Source organism: Novosphingobium fuchskuhlense, from assembly GCF_001519075.1.
Lineage (GTDB): Bacteria > Pseudomonadota > Alphaproteobacteria > Sphingomonadales > Sphingomonadaceae > Novosphingobium > Novosphingobium fuchskuhlense.
The window spans coordinates 119956-133470 of the sequence record NZ_KQ954245.1; the positions used below are offsets into that span (position 1 = coordinate 119956).

Below are 13515 nucleotides of genomic sequence, written 5' to 3' on the forward strand. Positions count from 1 at the left end.
GTGCCCCCCTCTGCTGGAAGATTGCCCAAGTCGGTCAGCCGGGCTCAGGCCCGTGATCCGGATTTCTTCCCCGGCATGGCCCTCGCGCTTCCCCTCGGCATCCAGCACGTGCTGGCGATGTTCGTTTCCAACCTGACGCCGCCGATCATCGTGGCGGGCACGGCGGGCTTCGGGTTCGGTTCGGCGGACCCGTCCGAACTTATCTACATGATCCAGATGGCGATGCTGTTTGCCGGGATCGCGACGCTGATGCAGACGGTCGGCTTCGGCCCCATCGGCGCGCGGCTGCCGCTGGTGCAGGGGACGAGCTTTGCCTTCATCCCGCTCATGATCCCGATTGTGGCGGGGCGCGGCGTGGGCGCGATGGCGGAGCTGACGACGGCGGCTCTGATCGGCGGGCTGGTGCATGGGGGCCTCAGCGTTTTCGTGGGCCGCGTGCGGTTTGCCTTGCCGCCAATGATCACCGGCCTTGTCGTGCTGATGATCGGGCTCTCGCTGATGCGGATCGGGGTTCAGTATGCGGCCGGCGGTGTCCCCGCGGTGGGCACGCCCGCGTTCGGCGCGGCGAACAGCTGGCTGCTGGCGGGCGTGGTCGTCTTCGCGACGCTGGGCCTCAAGTTTTTCGCGCGGGGGATATGGTCGACCGCTTCGGTGCTGCTGGGGCTGCTGGCGGGCTATCTGGTGGCGCTGATGATGGGGCGGATCTCGTTCGCGGCGGTGGGCGCGGCACCGCTGTTCATGGTGCCGCAGCCGTTCCATTTCGGCTTTGCCCTCTCCGCATCGGCCATTCTCGGTTTCGTGCTGACGGGGTTCGTCTCCTCCATCGAATCCATCGGCGATGTCGAAGCGATCTGCGAGGGGACAGCGGGCCGGCCCGCGACCGATGCCGAACTGAAAGGCGCCGTGGCGGCGGACGGCGCGGGGACGGCGCTGGCGGCGCTGTTCGGCGCGATGCCCAACACGACCTTCAGCCAGAACGTGGGCCTGATCGCGATCACCGGCATGATGAGCCGCCATGTGGTGACGCTGGGCGCGGTGTTCCTTGTGATCTGCGGGCTGGTGCCCAAGATCGGCGCGGGCATCACCACGATCCCCATCGAGGTGCTGGGCGGCGGGGTGATCGTGATGTTCGGGATGGTCGCCTCCGCCGCGCTGTCGATGCTCGCGGGGGTTACCTGGAACCAGCGCAACATGCTGGTGTTCGGGGTCAGCCTTTCGCTCGCGCTCGGCCTGCAGCTGGAGCCGGATGCGCTGGCCCATCTGCCCGAGACGGCGCGGATGCTGCTTGCATCGGGCGTGCTGCCGGCGGCGGTGCTGGCGATCCTGCTCAATCTGCTGCTGCCCGAGGAAACGGCGGGCGACGAGGAACCGCAAGCGGCCGTTATCGCCGGGGATGGAGCCTGAGCGGGTGGTGACGAGTGCGCGCTTTTTTGCAACAAACCGTCCGCTTCATTGCGCTAGGTCGATAGGGTCTGGCGGGGCATAGCGGGGGGAGACATGGCCATTCGCGCGAAACTGCCGACAATCGATCCGTTCCTGATGTGGCTGGTGGGCTGCGTCGTGGCGGCGAGCGTGCTGCCTGCGCGCGGGACGGTGCTGGCGGGGTTCGACTGGGCCGCCAATGCCGCGATCGTGCTTCTGTTCTTCCTCCACGGCGCCAAACTCTCGCGCGAGGCGGTGCTGGCAGGCGTGGGGCACTGGCGGCTGCATCTGATGACGCTGGCGTTCACCTATCTGCTGTTTCCGGTGCTGGGGCTCGTCGCACAGGCGCTGACGGGGCGGCTGATCGATCCGACACTGGCGATGGGCCTGCTGTTCCTCGCGCTGCTGCCCTCGACGGTGCAGAGCTCGATCGCCTTTACCGCGATGGCGGGCGGCAATGTGGCGGCGGCGGTGTGCAGCGCCTCGCTTTCCAACCTGATCGGCGTGGTACTGACCCCGCTGCTGGTGACCGTGTTCATTCATGCGAACGGCGGTGCGGGCGGCGCGATGGACGGACTGGGATCCGCCCAGAAGATCGCGACGCAGCTGCTGTTGCCGTTCGTGGCGGGGCATCTGCTGCGGCCGCTGATCGGCAAATGGATCGATAGCCACAAGAAGCTGCTGCAGCCGGTGGACCGTTCCTCAGTGCTGCTGGTGGTCTATTCGGCGTTCAGCGCGGCGGTGGTGAACGGGGTGTGGCTGCGCGTCGGGCCGTTCGATCTCGCCGTTCTGCTCGCGGCTTCGGCGGCGATGCTGGCGGTGGTGATTGCGGTGAACGGCGTTGTGGCGCGCGCGGCGGGGCTGGCGCGCGAGGATGCGATTGTCCTCCTGTTCTGCGGTTCGAAGAAGAGCCTTGTTTCGGGGGTGCCGATGGCGGGCGCGCTGTTTGCGCCGGCGCAAGTGGGCATCGTGATCCTTCCGCTGATGATCTTCCACCAGTTGCAGCTGTTCGTCTGCGCCTGGCTGGCGGGGCGCTGGCGCCGCGAGGGCGAGGCGCTGGCTGCGGCGTCTGCGCCGCTTCCGCCGCAGGATGAGGCCGCGATGCTGGCGCGCGCCGGGGAGATCGGTCTGCCGGTGCCGGAGGAATGCCGCCCCGGGGTGAACGCCAATCTTGCCCTGCTGACGCGTCATGCGCGCATCGCGCTGGGTGAGGAGGGCGCATGAGGACGGCGAGCGAGATTGCAGCGGCGGTTCGCAGCGGAGAAGTGAGCGCCTGCAGAGTTGTGTCACGCACGCTCGATGCGCTGGCGGCGGATCAGCACGTGGCGGTAACGCGGGTCCTGGCCGAACGGGCGATGGCCGAGGCCGCCGCAGTCGATGCCAAGCGCGCGCTCGGGGGCGATCCGGGGCCGCTTGCGGGTGTACCTTACGCCGTAAAGGACCTGTTCGATGTCGCGGGCCTGCCGACGACGGCAGGCTCTGCCGCGCGCGCCGCGGGGCCTGCCGCGAGCGCCGATGCCGAAGCGGTGCGGCGGCTGCAAGCGGCGGGCGCGGTGCTCTGCGCCACGCTCAACATGGATGCGTTCGCCTATGGCTTTGCCACGGTAAACGCGGATTACGGCACCACGCGCAATCCCCACGGGTCCACGCGGCTGGCCGGCGGCTCCTCCGGCGGATCGGCGGCGGCGGTGGCGGCGGGGCTGGTGCCCTTTGCGCTGGGATCGGACACCAACGGTTCGGTGCGCATTCCGGCAAGCCTGTGCGGGCTCTATGGTCTGCGGCCGGCGCGGGATGACCTGCCGCTCAGGGGGACCTTTCCCTTTGCCGAGAGCTTTGACGAGATCGGGCCGTTTGCGGCGAGCCTCGATGATCTGGCGCTGGTCTGGGGCGTGCTGCGCGGCGAAGCGGTGCTGCCGGCCGGCACTGCGCCAAGGATCGCGCGGCTCGGCGGCCGGTTTCGCGAGAATGCCGATCCCGCGCAGCTGGCCGCGATCGACGCCATCGCGCCCGATGCGCCGCTGATCGAACTGCCCGATGTGGCGCGGGCGCGCAGTGCGGCGTTCGTCATGACCGCTTATGAGGGCGGGCAGCTGCACCGCGACGCTCTGGCCGAAAACCCCATGGCTTATGACCCGGCGGTGCGCGACCGGCTGATTGCCGGGGCCTTGCTGCCGCAAGCGCTCTATGATGAAGCGCGCGGCTTTCGCGCCGAACACCGGGCCGCAATCGCCACGCTGATAGCGGATTTCGACGTTCTGCTGGCGCCGTCCGCGCCCTGCGCCGCGCCGCTGATCGAGGATCAGCTGATCCTGATCGACGGCGTCCCAAGCGAGGCGCGGTCGAACCTTGGCATCCACACCCAGCCGATCACGTTTACCGGCCTGCCGGTGCTGGCGGTGCCCTTGAAGCGGCCGGGGCAATTGCCCCTGGGGCTGCAATTGATCGGCAAGCCGGGCGGCGAAGGCGCGCTGCTGCGGCTGGCAACAGAACTTGAAGACAGAGGCATTACCGGCGTGACCATGCCGGAAGGCGCATTTGCGGGGGGCATGACATGACGGGCGAAACAGCAGATGCGGGGATGCTGGAGACCCGGTTCCACTTGCACGAACGCGGCACCGATGTGCGCACCGAAGTGCTGGCGGGGTTCACCACGTTCCTGACGATGGCCTATATCGTGCTCGTCAACCCGGCGATCCTGGGGCAGGCGGGGCTGCCGGTGGCATCGGTGGCGGCGGCGACCTGCTTTGCCGCCGCCTTTGCCTCGATTCTGATGGGGCTCGTGGCGAACACGCCGCTGGCGCTCGCGCCGGGCATGGGGCTCAACGCCTATTTCAGTTTCACGGTGGTGCAGCAGATGGGCGTGCCCTGGCCGGTGGCGCTGGGCTGCGTGTTCCTGTCGGGCGTCGCCTTCCTGATCCTGACCTTGACGGGGGTGCGGCAGCTGATCGTCTCGGTCATCCCGCAGCATCTGTTTGCGGCGGTCGCGGGCGGCATCGGCCTGTTCATCGGCTTTATCGGGCTCAAGGATGCCGGGATCGTGGTGGCCAATCCGGCGACCTTTGTGGCGCTGGGCAGCGTGACGCAGCCGGGGCCTGCGCTGGCGCTGTTCGGCCTCGTGATCATCGGCACGCTTTCAGTGTGGAATGTGCGCGCGGCCATGCTGATCGGGATCGTGCTGACGACCCTGGCCGGCTGGGTCATGGGGCAGGTCCATGCGCCGACCGAGCCATACAGCCTCGCCGCGCTGACGGCGACGGCGTTCAAGCTCGACATCCCGGGCGTCTTCGGCCTTTCGGGGAAGGCCGGGCTGGGGCTGCTCGAAATCCTGTTCGTGTTCCTCTTCGTCGACCTGTTCGACAATATCGGAACGCTGGTGGCGGTGACCAAGCGTGCCGGACTGATGGACAAGCAGGGCAGGATTCCGGGCCTCAACCGCATACTGATGACCGATGCCGTGGCGACGATGGTGGGCGCGGTGGCGGGCACCTCCACCGTGACCAGCTATGTCGAAAGCGCTGCGGGCGTGCAGGCGGGCGGGCGCACGGGGCTGACGGCGGTGGTATGCGGCCTGCTGTTCCTCGCGACCATGTTCGTGGCGCCTTACGCCAGCCTCGTGCCGCTGGCGGCGACCGCACCGGCGCTCGTGGTGGTGGGCGGGCTGATGCTGCTGCCCTTGACCGAGGTGGACTGGGAGGACCCGATGGCTGCGATCCCGGCGTTCCTGACAGTGGCGATGATCCCGCTGACGTTCTCGATCGCCAATGGCCTGGCCTTCGGCATCACGGCGCACGCCTTCCTCAAGCTGATCAAGGGCGAGGCGAGCTTCAAGGACTGGTTTCTCTACACGCTCGCCGCGCTGTTCGTGGCGCGCTTTGCCTGGATGGCTGCGGCATGATGCGCCGTGCTTTCCTGATCTTTGCGGCACTCGTGGCGACACCCGCCGCTGCCCAGAAGCTCGACGATACGCCGCGCACGGTGGTGATGACGGCATTCTATCCCGAGTGGCATTCGCTTGTCCCGATGATCAAGGATGCCAGGGAGCATACGATCAACGGCAACACCTTTCTGACGGGAACGTTGGAAGGCAAGCCGGTCGTGCTGATGCAGAGCGGCGTCAGCGTGGTGAATGCGGCGATGAGCACGCAGCTGGTGCTTGACCGGTTCACCGTGAAGCGCATCGTATTTTCAGGCATCGCGGGCGGCGTCGATCCGGCGCTCTCCATCGGCGATGTCGTGGTGCCCCAGGACTGGGGCCAGTATCTCGAGGGCTCGTTCGCGCGGATGACGAAGCGCGGGTGGGTCGCGCCGGACAAGGGCGATGCGCAATCGCCTGCGAACTGGAACTTCCTCTTCCCGCGCGGCACGCTGATCACCACGCCAAGCGCGCCGATGAAGCGGGTCTACCGGATCCCGGTCGATGCCGATCTGCTGGCGCTGGCGCAGAAGGTGGTGCCCACCATCACGCTGGAGCGCTGCGTGCCGGCTTCGGAAAAGATGCGCGCAGGATCGGCGCTGTGCCTGCCGAAGACGCCCAAGGTCATGGTCGGCGGGACGGGCGTGACGGCGGGCATCTATGCCGACAACGCCGCGTTCCGCGTCTACCTCCAGAAGGCGTGGAAGGCCCGCGTGCTCGATATGGAAAGCGCCGCGGTGATGCAGGTGGCGATGAGCAATGCGGTGCCGGCCATCGTGTTCCGCAGCCTGTCCGACCTTGCCGGCGGCGATCCGCACAAGAACATGGAATATGTCTTCGAGCATCTCTCCTCGGCCAATTCGGCGCACGTGGTGCGGGCCTTCGTCGCGGCCTTGCCTGACTGATGGACCTGACAACCGTCTCGGGCCGGAAGGGCATGGTCTCCGCACCGCACCGGCTGGCGGCGGAGGCGGGCCTGTCCGTGCTGCAGGACGGCGGCAATGCGGTGGAGGCGACGGTCGCGGTCGCGGCGTGTCTCGCGGTGGTCTATCCGCATATGACCGGGATCGGCGGGGACGGGTTCTGGGTGATCCATGAGCCCGATGGCGCGGTGCACGGCATCCACGGCTGCGGCGGGGCGGCGGGGGCGATCTCGCTGGAGATGTATGCGGGGCTGGCGACGGTGCCGTTTCGCGGGCCCTTGGCGGCGAATACGGTGGCGGGGACGATTTCCGGCTGGGCGGCGGCGCTGGCGAGCGCAGGCGGATCGCTGCCGCTGGAGCGGCTGGTGCGCGATGCCATCGCCCTTGCCGAGGCAGGCGTGGCAGTGACGGCGGGGCAGGCAGCGATTGCGGCAGCCAAGGGGCCGGAACTGCGCGTGCAGCCGGGGGCCTATGCGGCGACATTCGAGCCAGACGGGCAACCGCTGCGGGAGGGCGATGTGCTGCGGCAGCCGGTGCTGGCGCAGACCTTGCGGCGGCTCTGCGCGGAGGGGCTGGAGAGCTTCTACACTGGCGCGCTGGCGGCGGACATTGCAGCGGATCTGGCCTTGCTGGGAAGTCCGGTTTCGGCAGCGGATCTGGCGGCCCATTTGGCGACGCGGCCCGAGCCGCTTACCACGCCGATCAAGGGCGCACAGCTCTGGAACAGCGCGCCGCCGACGCAAGGCTTTGCCTCGCTGCTGATCCTGGCGCTGTTTGACCGGCTGGCGGCGGATACTGCGGACGGGTTCGACCATGTGCACGGGCTGGTCGAGGCAACCAAGCAGGCGTTTCTGCTGCGCGACCGGCATGTGGGCGATCCGGCGTTGACCGGATTCGATTTTCAGGGGCTGCTGGATGATGCGGTGACGCTGGATGCTTTGGCGGCGGGGATCGATCCGGCGCAAGCCTTTGCGTGGCCGCAGCCGCCGCAGTGGGGGGATACCTGCTGGTTCGGGGCGGCGGACGGCGAGGGGCGCGTGGTGAGCGCGATCCAGTCGACCTATTTCGAGTTCGGCTCGGGGCTGGTGCTGCCGAGGACGGGGATCACCTGGCAGAACCGGGGGAGCAGTTTCCGATTGGCGCAAAGTGGCTGGAATGCGCTGAAGCCGCACCGCAAGCCGTTCCATACGCTCAATCCGGCGCTCGCGAAGTTCGATGATGGGCGGGTCATGGCCTATGGCACGATGGGCGGTGAGGGCCAGCCGCAGACGCAAGCCGCGCTGTTTACGCGCTATGCGCGGTTCGGTGCGGACTTGCAGGCGGCGATCAGCGCACCGCGCTGGCTGCTGGGGCGCACGTGGGGGGATCAATCGACCACGCTCAAACTGGAAGATGGCTTTGCGCCGGAGCTTTACGCGGCGCTGGAAGCGGCGGGCCATGCGGTGGAGCGCGTCGGGCCGCTGACCGCAATGATGGGCCATGCGGGTGCCATCGTGCGCCATCCAGACGGGCGGCTTGATGGCGCGACCGATCCGCGCAGCGATGGCGGGGTGGCAGCATGGTGATGGCCAAAGTCTCTGGCGGCGCCCGGGCTGTCGCGCGTTGCGATACGCTGGCGAAAGCGCCGTTCAGTGACAGTGCCGACGGGCTGACGCGGACCTATCTTTCGCCTGCCTACCACGCCGCGCAGGACCAGCTGGCCGAATGGATGGCCGGGGCCGGGATGAGCGTGCGGCGCGATGCGGCAGCGAACCTGATCGGGCGTTATGAGGCGCGCAAGCCGGGCGCACCGGCGCTGGTGATCGGCAGCCATGTCGACAGCGTGCGCGGTGCGGGGGCCTATGACGGTCCGCTGGGGATATTGCTGGGAATTGAAGCGGTTGCAGCGCTTTCCTCAGGCGGCGTGCAGATGCCCTTTGCGGTGGAGGTCTATGCGTTCGGGGATGAGGAAGGCTCGCGCTTCCCGGCGGCAATGCTGACCAGCCGGGCGGTGGCGGGAACGCTTGATCCCGCCGCGCTGGATGTGGCGGACCGTGATGGGGTGCGGCTGGGCGATCTGCTGGATCTGGCGGCGTATCCCTCTGCCGCACGCAGGCCCGGTGACGTGATCGCCTATCTCGAGGCCCATATCGAGCAGGGGCCAGTGCTGGAGGCCGAGGGGCTGGCGCTGGGCACCGTGACCGGGATCGCGGCGCAATTGCGTTTCGAGATCGGGCTTTCAGGAACCGCGGGCCATGCCGGGACGACGGCCATGGGCCTCAGGCGCGATGCCGTGGCGGGCATGGCCGAGATGGTGCTGGCGGCCGAGGAGGTCGCGACGGCGGGCCCGGCCGATCTGGTGGCGACCGTGGGGGTGGTCGAGGTGCCTTCAGGCGCGGCCAATGTGATTGCCGGACGCAGCCGCTTCACGCTTGATGTGCGGGCCGGCCATGCAGCGGTCCGCGACCGGGCGGCAGATGAGATCCTGCGCCGCTTTCGCACGATCGCGGGGCGGCGCGACCTCGGGCTCTCGGTGCGGCAGGTGCATGATCTGCCCGCAAGCCCCTGCGATGCGGGGCTGATGGACCTGCTCGATGCCGCCATGGCAGAGGCGGGGCACCGGCCCTTCCGGCTGGTTTCGGGCGCAGGGCACGATGCGATGATCATGGCCGCGCTGTGCCCCACCGCCATGCTGTTCCTGCGCTGCCGGGGCGGGGTGAGCCACAATCCGGCCGAACATGTCGAACCGGCAGACGCACAAGCGGCGCTGGACGTGATGTCCGGCTTTATCAGACTCCTGGGAGCGAAATGTGACGCTTGATCCCACCTTGTTCGGCGAGATCGATCCGCCGCAGCGCCTGCTGATGGGGCCGGGTCCGGTCAACGCCCACCCGCGCGTGCTGCGCGCGATGGCGGCCGACCTGCTCGGCCAGTTCGATCCCGAGATGACCGGGTTCATGAACCAGGTCATGGCGCTCTATCGCCCAGTGTTCGGGACCGAGAACCAGTGGACCATGCTGATCGATGGCACCGCGCGCGCCGCGATCGAGGCTTCGCTGGTGAGCCTGGTCGAACCGGGCGACACGGTGCTGGTGGTGAACTTCGGGCGGTTTGGCCTGCTGCTGACCGAAATCCTGACACGGCTGGGCGCGCGGATCGAGACGGTGAGCGCGCCCTGGGGCGAAGTCGTGCCGATGGACGCGATTGCCGACGCGATCGAGCACCATGGCCCCAAGGTCGTGACGACGGTGCACGGCGATACCTCGACCACGATGGCGCAGCCGCTCGACGGGCTGGGCGCGCTTTGCAAGGCGGCGGGGGCTTATCTCTACGTCGATGCCTGCGCGACACTGGGCGGCATGGAGATCGCGGCAGACCGCTGGGGCGTCGACGTGGTGACGGCAGGCTTGCAGAAGTGCCTCGGCGGGCCTTCGGGTTCGGCGCCGATCACGATTTCGGACCGGGCGGCGGAGCGCATTTTTGCGCGGCGGCATGTCGAGCAGGGCATCCGCCGCGCTGATATCGCCGACGGGACGGGCCCGCGCATCCCGTCCAACTACTTCGATCTCGCGATGATCATGGACTATTGGTCCGAGAAGCGGCTCAACCACCACACCGAGGCGACCTCGATGCTCTATGCCGCGCGGGAATGCGCGCGGGTGGCGCTGGGCGAGGGGCTGGAACAGCGCTTTGCCCGGCACCGCAAGGCGGGCGCGGCGATGACGGCGGGGGTCCGCGCCATGGGCCTCACCGTATATGGCGATGACGCGCACCGGATGACCAATGTGACCGGGGTTCATATCCCCGACGGCGTCGATGGCGAGGCGATCCGCACCGCGATGCGGGCGCATTTCGAAATCGAGATCGGCACCGCGTTTGGGCCGCTTCAGGGCAGGATCTGGCGGCTGGGCGCGATGGGCTACAACGCGATGAAGCACAAGGTGCTGCTGACCTTGGTGGCGCTCGAGGCCTGTCTGACGGCGGCTGGCCACAAGGTTCCGCTCGGCGCTGCGGTGCCGGCGGCGATTGCGGCGTGGGAGGCGGCATGACGTCACCCAGAGACCTTGTCGGCTATGGCGCGACCCCGCCCGAGGCCCGCTGGCCGGGCGGGGCAAAAGTCGCCGTGCAGTTCGTGATCAACTACGAGGAGGGCGCTGAGAACTCGGTCCTCAACGGTGACAAGGGTTCCGAGGCGTTCCTTTCGGATATGGTGGGAGCGGCAAGCCATCCGGCGCGGGCGATGGCGATGGAGAGCCTCTACGAATACGGCAGCCGCGCCGGGTTCTGGCGGCTGCATCGGTTGTTCACGGCGCGCCGTGTGCCGGTGACGGTGTTCGGCGTGGCCATGGCCATGACGGCCAATCCGGCGGCGGTCGAGGCCATGCTGGCGGCGGGCTGGGAGATCGCGAGCCATGGATATCGCTGGATCGACTACCAGTACGTGCCTGAAGAGGTGGAGCGCGAGCATATCGCGAAGGCCATCGCGCTGCATACCGAGCTGACCGGCGCGCGGCCGCTGGGGTGGTATCAGGGGCGGACCTCGCCGAACACGGCGCGGCTCGTGGTGGAGGAGGGCGGCTTCCTTTACGATGCGGACAGCTATGCCGATGACCTGCCATACTGGGATCGGCGGCATGGGGGGCCGCAACTGATCGTGCCCTATTCGCTCGATGCCAACGACATGAAGATCGTGTCGCTGAATGGTTTCACCGAAGGCGAGCAGTTTTTCAGATACTTGCGCGACACTTTCGAGCAGCTGCGCGAGGAAGGCGGGCGGATGATGTCGGTCGGCCTCCATGGGCGTGTTGCGGGCCGTCCGGGCCGGGCGCGGGCGGTGGCGCGGTTTGTCGATCATGTGATCGCCAGCGGAGATGCGTGGATCGCGCGGCGGGTGGATATCGCGCGGCACTGGGCGGCGGAGCATCCGGCATGAGGGTGAATGATCCCGAACTGCTTGCGGAAATGACCGCGGCCTTCGCAGAGTACGAGCGTGCGCTGATGGCGGATGATCTCCCGGCGATGGACGCGCTGTTTCACAACGCGCCGACGACCAACCGCTTTGGCGTGGGCGAAGTGCTGTGGGGGATCGAAGCGATCCGCAAGTTTCGGAAAGGTCGCGGCGGATCGCCGCAGCGGCGGCTGGGGCATGTGGCGATCACCGTCTACGGCGACACCTTCGCGACAGCGGATGCCGAGTTCTTCCGCGAGGGGAGCGACCGGCGCGGTCGTCAGAGCCAGGCCTGGGTGAAGTTTGTGGATGGCTGGAAGGTGGTTTCCGCGCATGTCAGCCTCGAAGGCGCGACCGCGTGACTGCGCTGTTCGAGCATAGCCCGTGGGTCGAGGCGCGGGCGGATGCCCTGCCTTCGAGCGGGGACCGCCATGCCGACCTCATGGCGGTGGTCCATGCGGCGAGCGCGGAGGAGCAACTGGCACTGATCCGCGCGCATCCCGAGCTGGCGGGCAGGGCAGCCATTGACCGCACGCTGACCGAGGCGTCGGCGGCGGAGCAGGCGAGCGCGGGGCTCGACCGGCTGACGGCGGATGAGTTCGCGCGGTTCCATGCGCTCAATGCGGCGTACCGGGAGCGCTTCGGCTTTCCCTTCATCATCTGCGTGCGGCTGACCGACAAGGCGGGGATTCTCGCGGCGATGGAAGCGCGGCTGGCGCAGACCCGTGAGACGGAGATCGCCACGGCTATCGCGCAGATCGGCGAAATCGTCCGCTTACGGTTGGAGGATGCGCGGTGACTGTGGACTGGGCCGAATGGCTGAACCTGGCGATCCGCTGGTTCCACCTGACGGCGGGCATCGCGTGGATCGGTTCCTCGTTCTACTTCGTGTGGCTCGACAACCATCTGGTCCCGCCGAAATCGGGTGAGGCCTCGGGCGAGGTGTGGTCGGTCCACGGCGGCGGCTTCTATCACAAGCAGAAGTATCAGGTCGCGCCAAGCGAGATGCCAGAGGACCTGCACTGGTTCATGTGGGAGGCCTACACCACCTGGATCACCGGCTTTCTGCTGCTCGTGCTGGTCTACTGGGTGGGCGCGGCGAGCTTTCTGATCGATCCGGCCAAGGCGGCGCTCAGCCCCGTGCAGGCCTTCGGGATCGGCGCGGCGGTGCTGGTGGGCGGCTGGCTGGTCTATGACGGGCTCTGCCGTTCGCCGCTGGGCCGCGAGGACCGCACGCTGGGCGCGGCGTGGTTTGCGGTGCTGGTCGCGGCGGCCTGGGGGCTGTGCCAGATTTTCAGCGCGCGCGGGGCCTACCTCCATGTCGGCGCGATCATCGGCACGGCGATGGTGGGGAACGTATTTTTCGTGATCATCCCCAACCAGCGCAAGGTGGTGGCGGCGCTCAAGGCGGGCGAAGTGCCCGATCCGGCGCTGGGCAAGGCAGCCAAGAGCCGCTCGCTCCACAACAATTACATGACCTTGCCGGTGCTGTTCGTGATGATCAGCCACCATTATGCGGTGACTTTCGGGGCGCAGCGGCCCTGGCTGGTGCTGGCCCTGCTCGGCGCGACCGGCGTTGCCGTGCGGCATGTGTTCAACTTGCGGCATCGGGGCCGGCCGCCGGGGCGGGCCATCGCGGTGGCCGCGGTGCTGGCGCTGGTGAGCGTGACCTATGTTTCGGCGGAGAAGGCGGGCATCCGGCGGATGGCTGGTGGCGCGGCGGATTGGGCGAGCGTCCAGCCGATTTTCCAGAAGCACTGCACCGCCTGCCATGCCGAGAAGCCGGCCAGCGATCTCGTCACCGCGCCGCCGCAGGGCGTGATGCTCGATAGCTACGAACATGCCCGCCAGTTTGCCCCGCGCGTGCAGAAGGTCGCGGTCGATGCCGAGATCATGCCGCTGGGCAACACGACCGGCATGACCCGCGCCGAACGCGACGCGCTGGGCCGCTGGATTGCCGCAGGAGCCCCGCAATGACGACGCTTTCGACCCATGTGCTCGATACCATGCAGGGCAAGCCGGCTGCGGGGATGCAGCTGTGGCTGGAGGATGCGGGCGGCGAGGCGCTGTTTGCCGGCGAAACAAATGCCGACGGGCGCTGCCCCGAATTGCTGGAGCGCGTGCCGGATCTTGTGCCCGGCCGCTATGCGCTGACCTTTGCGGTGGCGGAATACTTTGCCGCCGAGGGCGTGGCGCTGCCCGATCCGCCGTTTCTGGGCGATGTGCGGATCGCCTTCGGGATTTCGGACACTCCAGAGTCCGGGGGCGGCCACTACCATGTTCCGCTGCTGGTCTCGCCCTTCGCCTATTCGACCTACCGGGGGAGCTGA

Annotated in this window: 13 protein-coding genes; all 13 read left to right on the plus strand. The window is 68.1% G+C overall.

Annotated elements, in window-relative coordinates:
* The 13 genes from AQZ52_RS10320 (at position 1) to uraH (ending at position 13515) form a co-directional block, all read left to right on the plus strand.
* Entirely contained in the window at positions 1 to 1404 is a 1404-nt protein-coding gene (locus AQZ52_RS10320; protein ID WP_067910085.1) for a nucleobase:cation symporter-2 family protein, read from the plus strand.
* A 93-nt stretch (positions 1405 to 1497) separates the two neighbouring features.
* Positions 1498 to 2646 (plus strand): bile acid:sodium symporter family protein, encoded by a 1149-nt coding sequence (locus AQZ52_RS10325; RefSeq protein WP_067910088.1) that lies wholly within the window; start codon positions 1498 to 1500, stop codon positions 2644 to 2646.
* Positions 2643 to 3977 (plus strand): AtzE family amidohydrolase, encoded by a 1335-nt coding sequence (locus tag AQZ52_RS10330; protein ID WP_067910091.1) that lies wholly within the window; start codon positions 2643 to 2645, stop codon positions 3975 to 3977. The genes AQZ52_RS10325 and AQZ52_RS10330 overlap by 4 nt, the downstream gene beginning before the upstream one ends.
* Positions 3974 to 5317 carry an NCS2 family permease gene (locus AQZ52_RS10335; protein ID WP_067910094.1) on the plus strand — a complete coding sequence of 448 codons (1344 nt, stop codon included), beginning with the start codon at positions 3974 to 3976 and terminating at the stop codon, positions 5315 to 5317. Before AQZ52_RS10330 ends, AQZ52_RS10335 begins: the two co-directional genes overlap by 4 nt.
* Positions 5314 to 6240 carry a 5'-methylthioadenosine/S-adenosylhomocysteine nucleosidase gene (locus AQZ52_RS10340; RefSeq protein WP_067910097.1) on the plus strand — a complete coding sequence of 309 codons (927 nt, stop codon included), beginning with the start codon at positions 5314 to 5316 and terminating at the stop codon, positions 6238 to 6240. Before AQZ52_RS10335 ends, AQZ52_RS10340 begins: the two co-directional genes overlap by 4 nt.
* The gene (locus AQZ52_RS10345; RefSeq protein WP_067910101.1) at positions 6240 to 7823 is read left to right on the plus strand and encodes a gamma-glutamyltransferase family protein; all 1584 of its coding nucleotides are present in this window, start codon (positions 6240 to 6242) and stop codon (positions 7821 to 7823) included. Before AQZ52_RS10340 ends, AQZ52_RS10345 begins: the two co-directional genes overlap by 1 nt.
* Positions 7817 to 9058 (plus strand): allantoate amidohydrolase, encoded by a 1242-nt coding sequence (locus AQZ52_RS10350; RefSeq protein ID WP_067910104.1) that lies wholly within the window; start codon positions 7817 to 7819, stop codon positions 9056 to 9058. The genes AQZ52_RS10345 and AQZ52_RS10350 overlap by 7 nt, the downstream gene beginning before the upstream one ends.
* Before the next feature lie 43 nt (positions 9059 to 9101).
* Positions 9102 to 10286, plus strand: a complete 1185-nt coding sequence (locus AQZ52_RS10355) for a pyridoxal-phosphate-dependent aminotransferase family protein (RefSeq protein WP_082697981.1) — start codon at positions 9102 to 9104, stop codon at positions 10284 to 10286.
* Positions 10283 to 11170 carry an allantoinase PuuE gene (gene puuE, locus AQZ52_RS10360; RefSeq protein ID WP_067910110.1) on the plus strand — a complete coding sequence of 296 codons (888 nt, stop codon included), beginning with the start codon at positions 10283 to 10285 and terminating at the stop codon, positions 11168 to 11170. The genes AQZ52_RS10355 and puuE overlap by 4 nt, the downstream gene beginning before the upstream one ends.
* Complete coding sequence (gene hpxZ / locus AQZ52_RS10365; protein WP_067910113.1) at positions 11167 to 11547, plus strand: oxalurate catabolism protein HpxZ; 381 nt, start codon at positions 11167 to 11169, stop codon at positions 11545 to 11547. Before puuE ends, hpxZ begins: the two co-directional genes overlap by 4 nt.
* Entirely contained in the window at positions 11544 to 11984 is a 441-nt protein-coding gene (gene uraD / locus AQZ52_RS10370; RefSeq protein WP_067910116.1) for a 2-oxo-4-hydroxy-4-carboxy-5-ureidoimidazoline decarboxylase, read from the plus strand. The genes hpxZ and uraD overlap by 4 nt, the downstream gene beginning before the upstream one ends.
* Entirely contained in the window at positions 11981 to 13162 is a 1182-nt protein-coding gene (locus AQZ52_RS10375; protein WP_067910119.1) for a urate hydroxylase PuuD, read from the plus strand. The genes uraD and AQZ52_RS10375 overlap by 4 nt, the downstream gene beginning before the upstream one ends.
* Complete coding sequence (gene uraH, locus AQZ52_RS10380; protein ID WP_067910122.1) at positions 13159 to 13515, plus strand: hydroxyisourate hydrolase; 357 nt, start codon at positions 13159 to 13161, stop codon at positions 13513 to 13515. Before AQZ52_RS10375 ends, uraH begins: the two co-directional genes overlap by 4 nt.

Coding starts and splice junctions, on each gene's coding strand:
- AQZ52_RS10325 (WP_067910088.1), top strand. CDS start 1,498: ATGGCCATTCGCGCGAAACTGCCGACAATCGATCCGTTCCTGATGTGG.
- AQZ52_RS10330 (WP_067910091.1), top strand. CDS start 2,643: ATGAGGACGGCGAGCGAGATTGCAGCGGCGGTTCGCAGCGGAGAAGTG.
- AQZ52_RS10335 (WP_067910094.1), top strand. CDS start 3,974: ATGACGGGCGAAACAGCAGATGCGGGGATGCTGGAGACCCGGTTCCAC.
- AQZ52_RS10340 (WP_067910097.1), top strand. CDS start 5,314: ATGATGCGCCGTGCTTTCCTGATCTTTGCGGCACTCGTGGCGACACCC.
- AQZ52_RS10345 (WP_067910101.1), top strand. CDS start 6,240: ATGGACCTGACAACCGTCTCGGGCCGGAAGGGCATGGTCTCCGCACCG.
- AQZ52_RS10350 (WP_067910104.1), top strand. CDS start 7,817: ATGGTGATGGCCAAAGTCTCTGGCGGCGCCCGGGCTGTCGCGCGTTGC.
- AQZ52_RS10355 (WP_082697981.1), top strand. CDS start 9,102: ATGGGGCCGGGTCCGGTCAACGCCCACCCGCGCGTGCTGCGCGCGATG.
- puuE (WP_067910110.1), top strand. CDS start 10,283: ATGACGTCACCCAGAGACCTTGTCGGCTATGGCGCGACCCCGCCCGAG.
- hpxZ (WP_067910113.1), top strand. CDS start 11,167: ATGAGGGTGAATGATCCCGAACTGCTTGCGGAAATGACCGCGGCCTTC.
- uraH (WP_067910122.1), top strand. CDS start 13,159: ATGACGACGCTTTCGACCCATGTGCTCGATACCATGCAGGGCAAGCCG.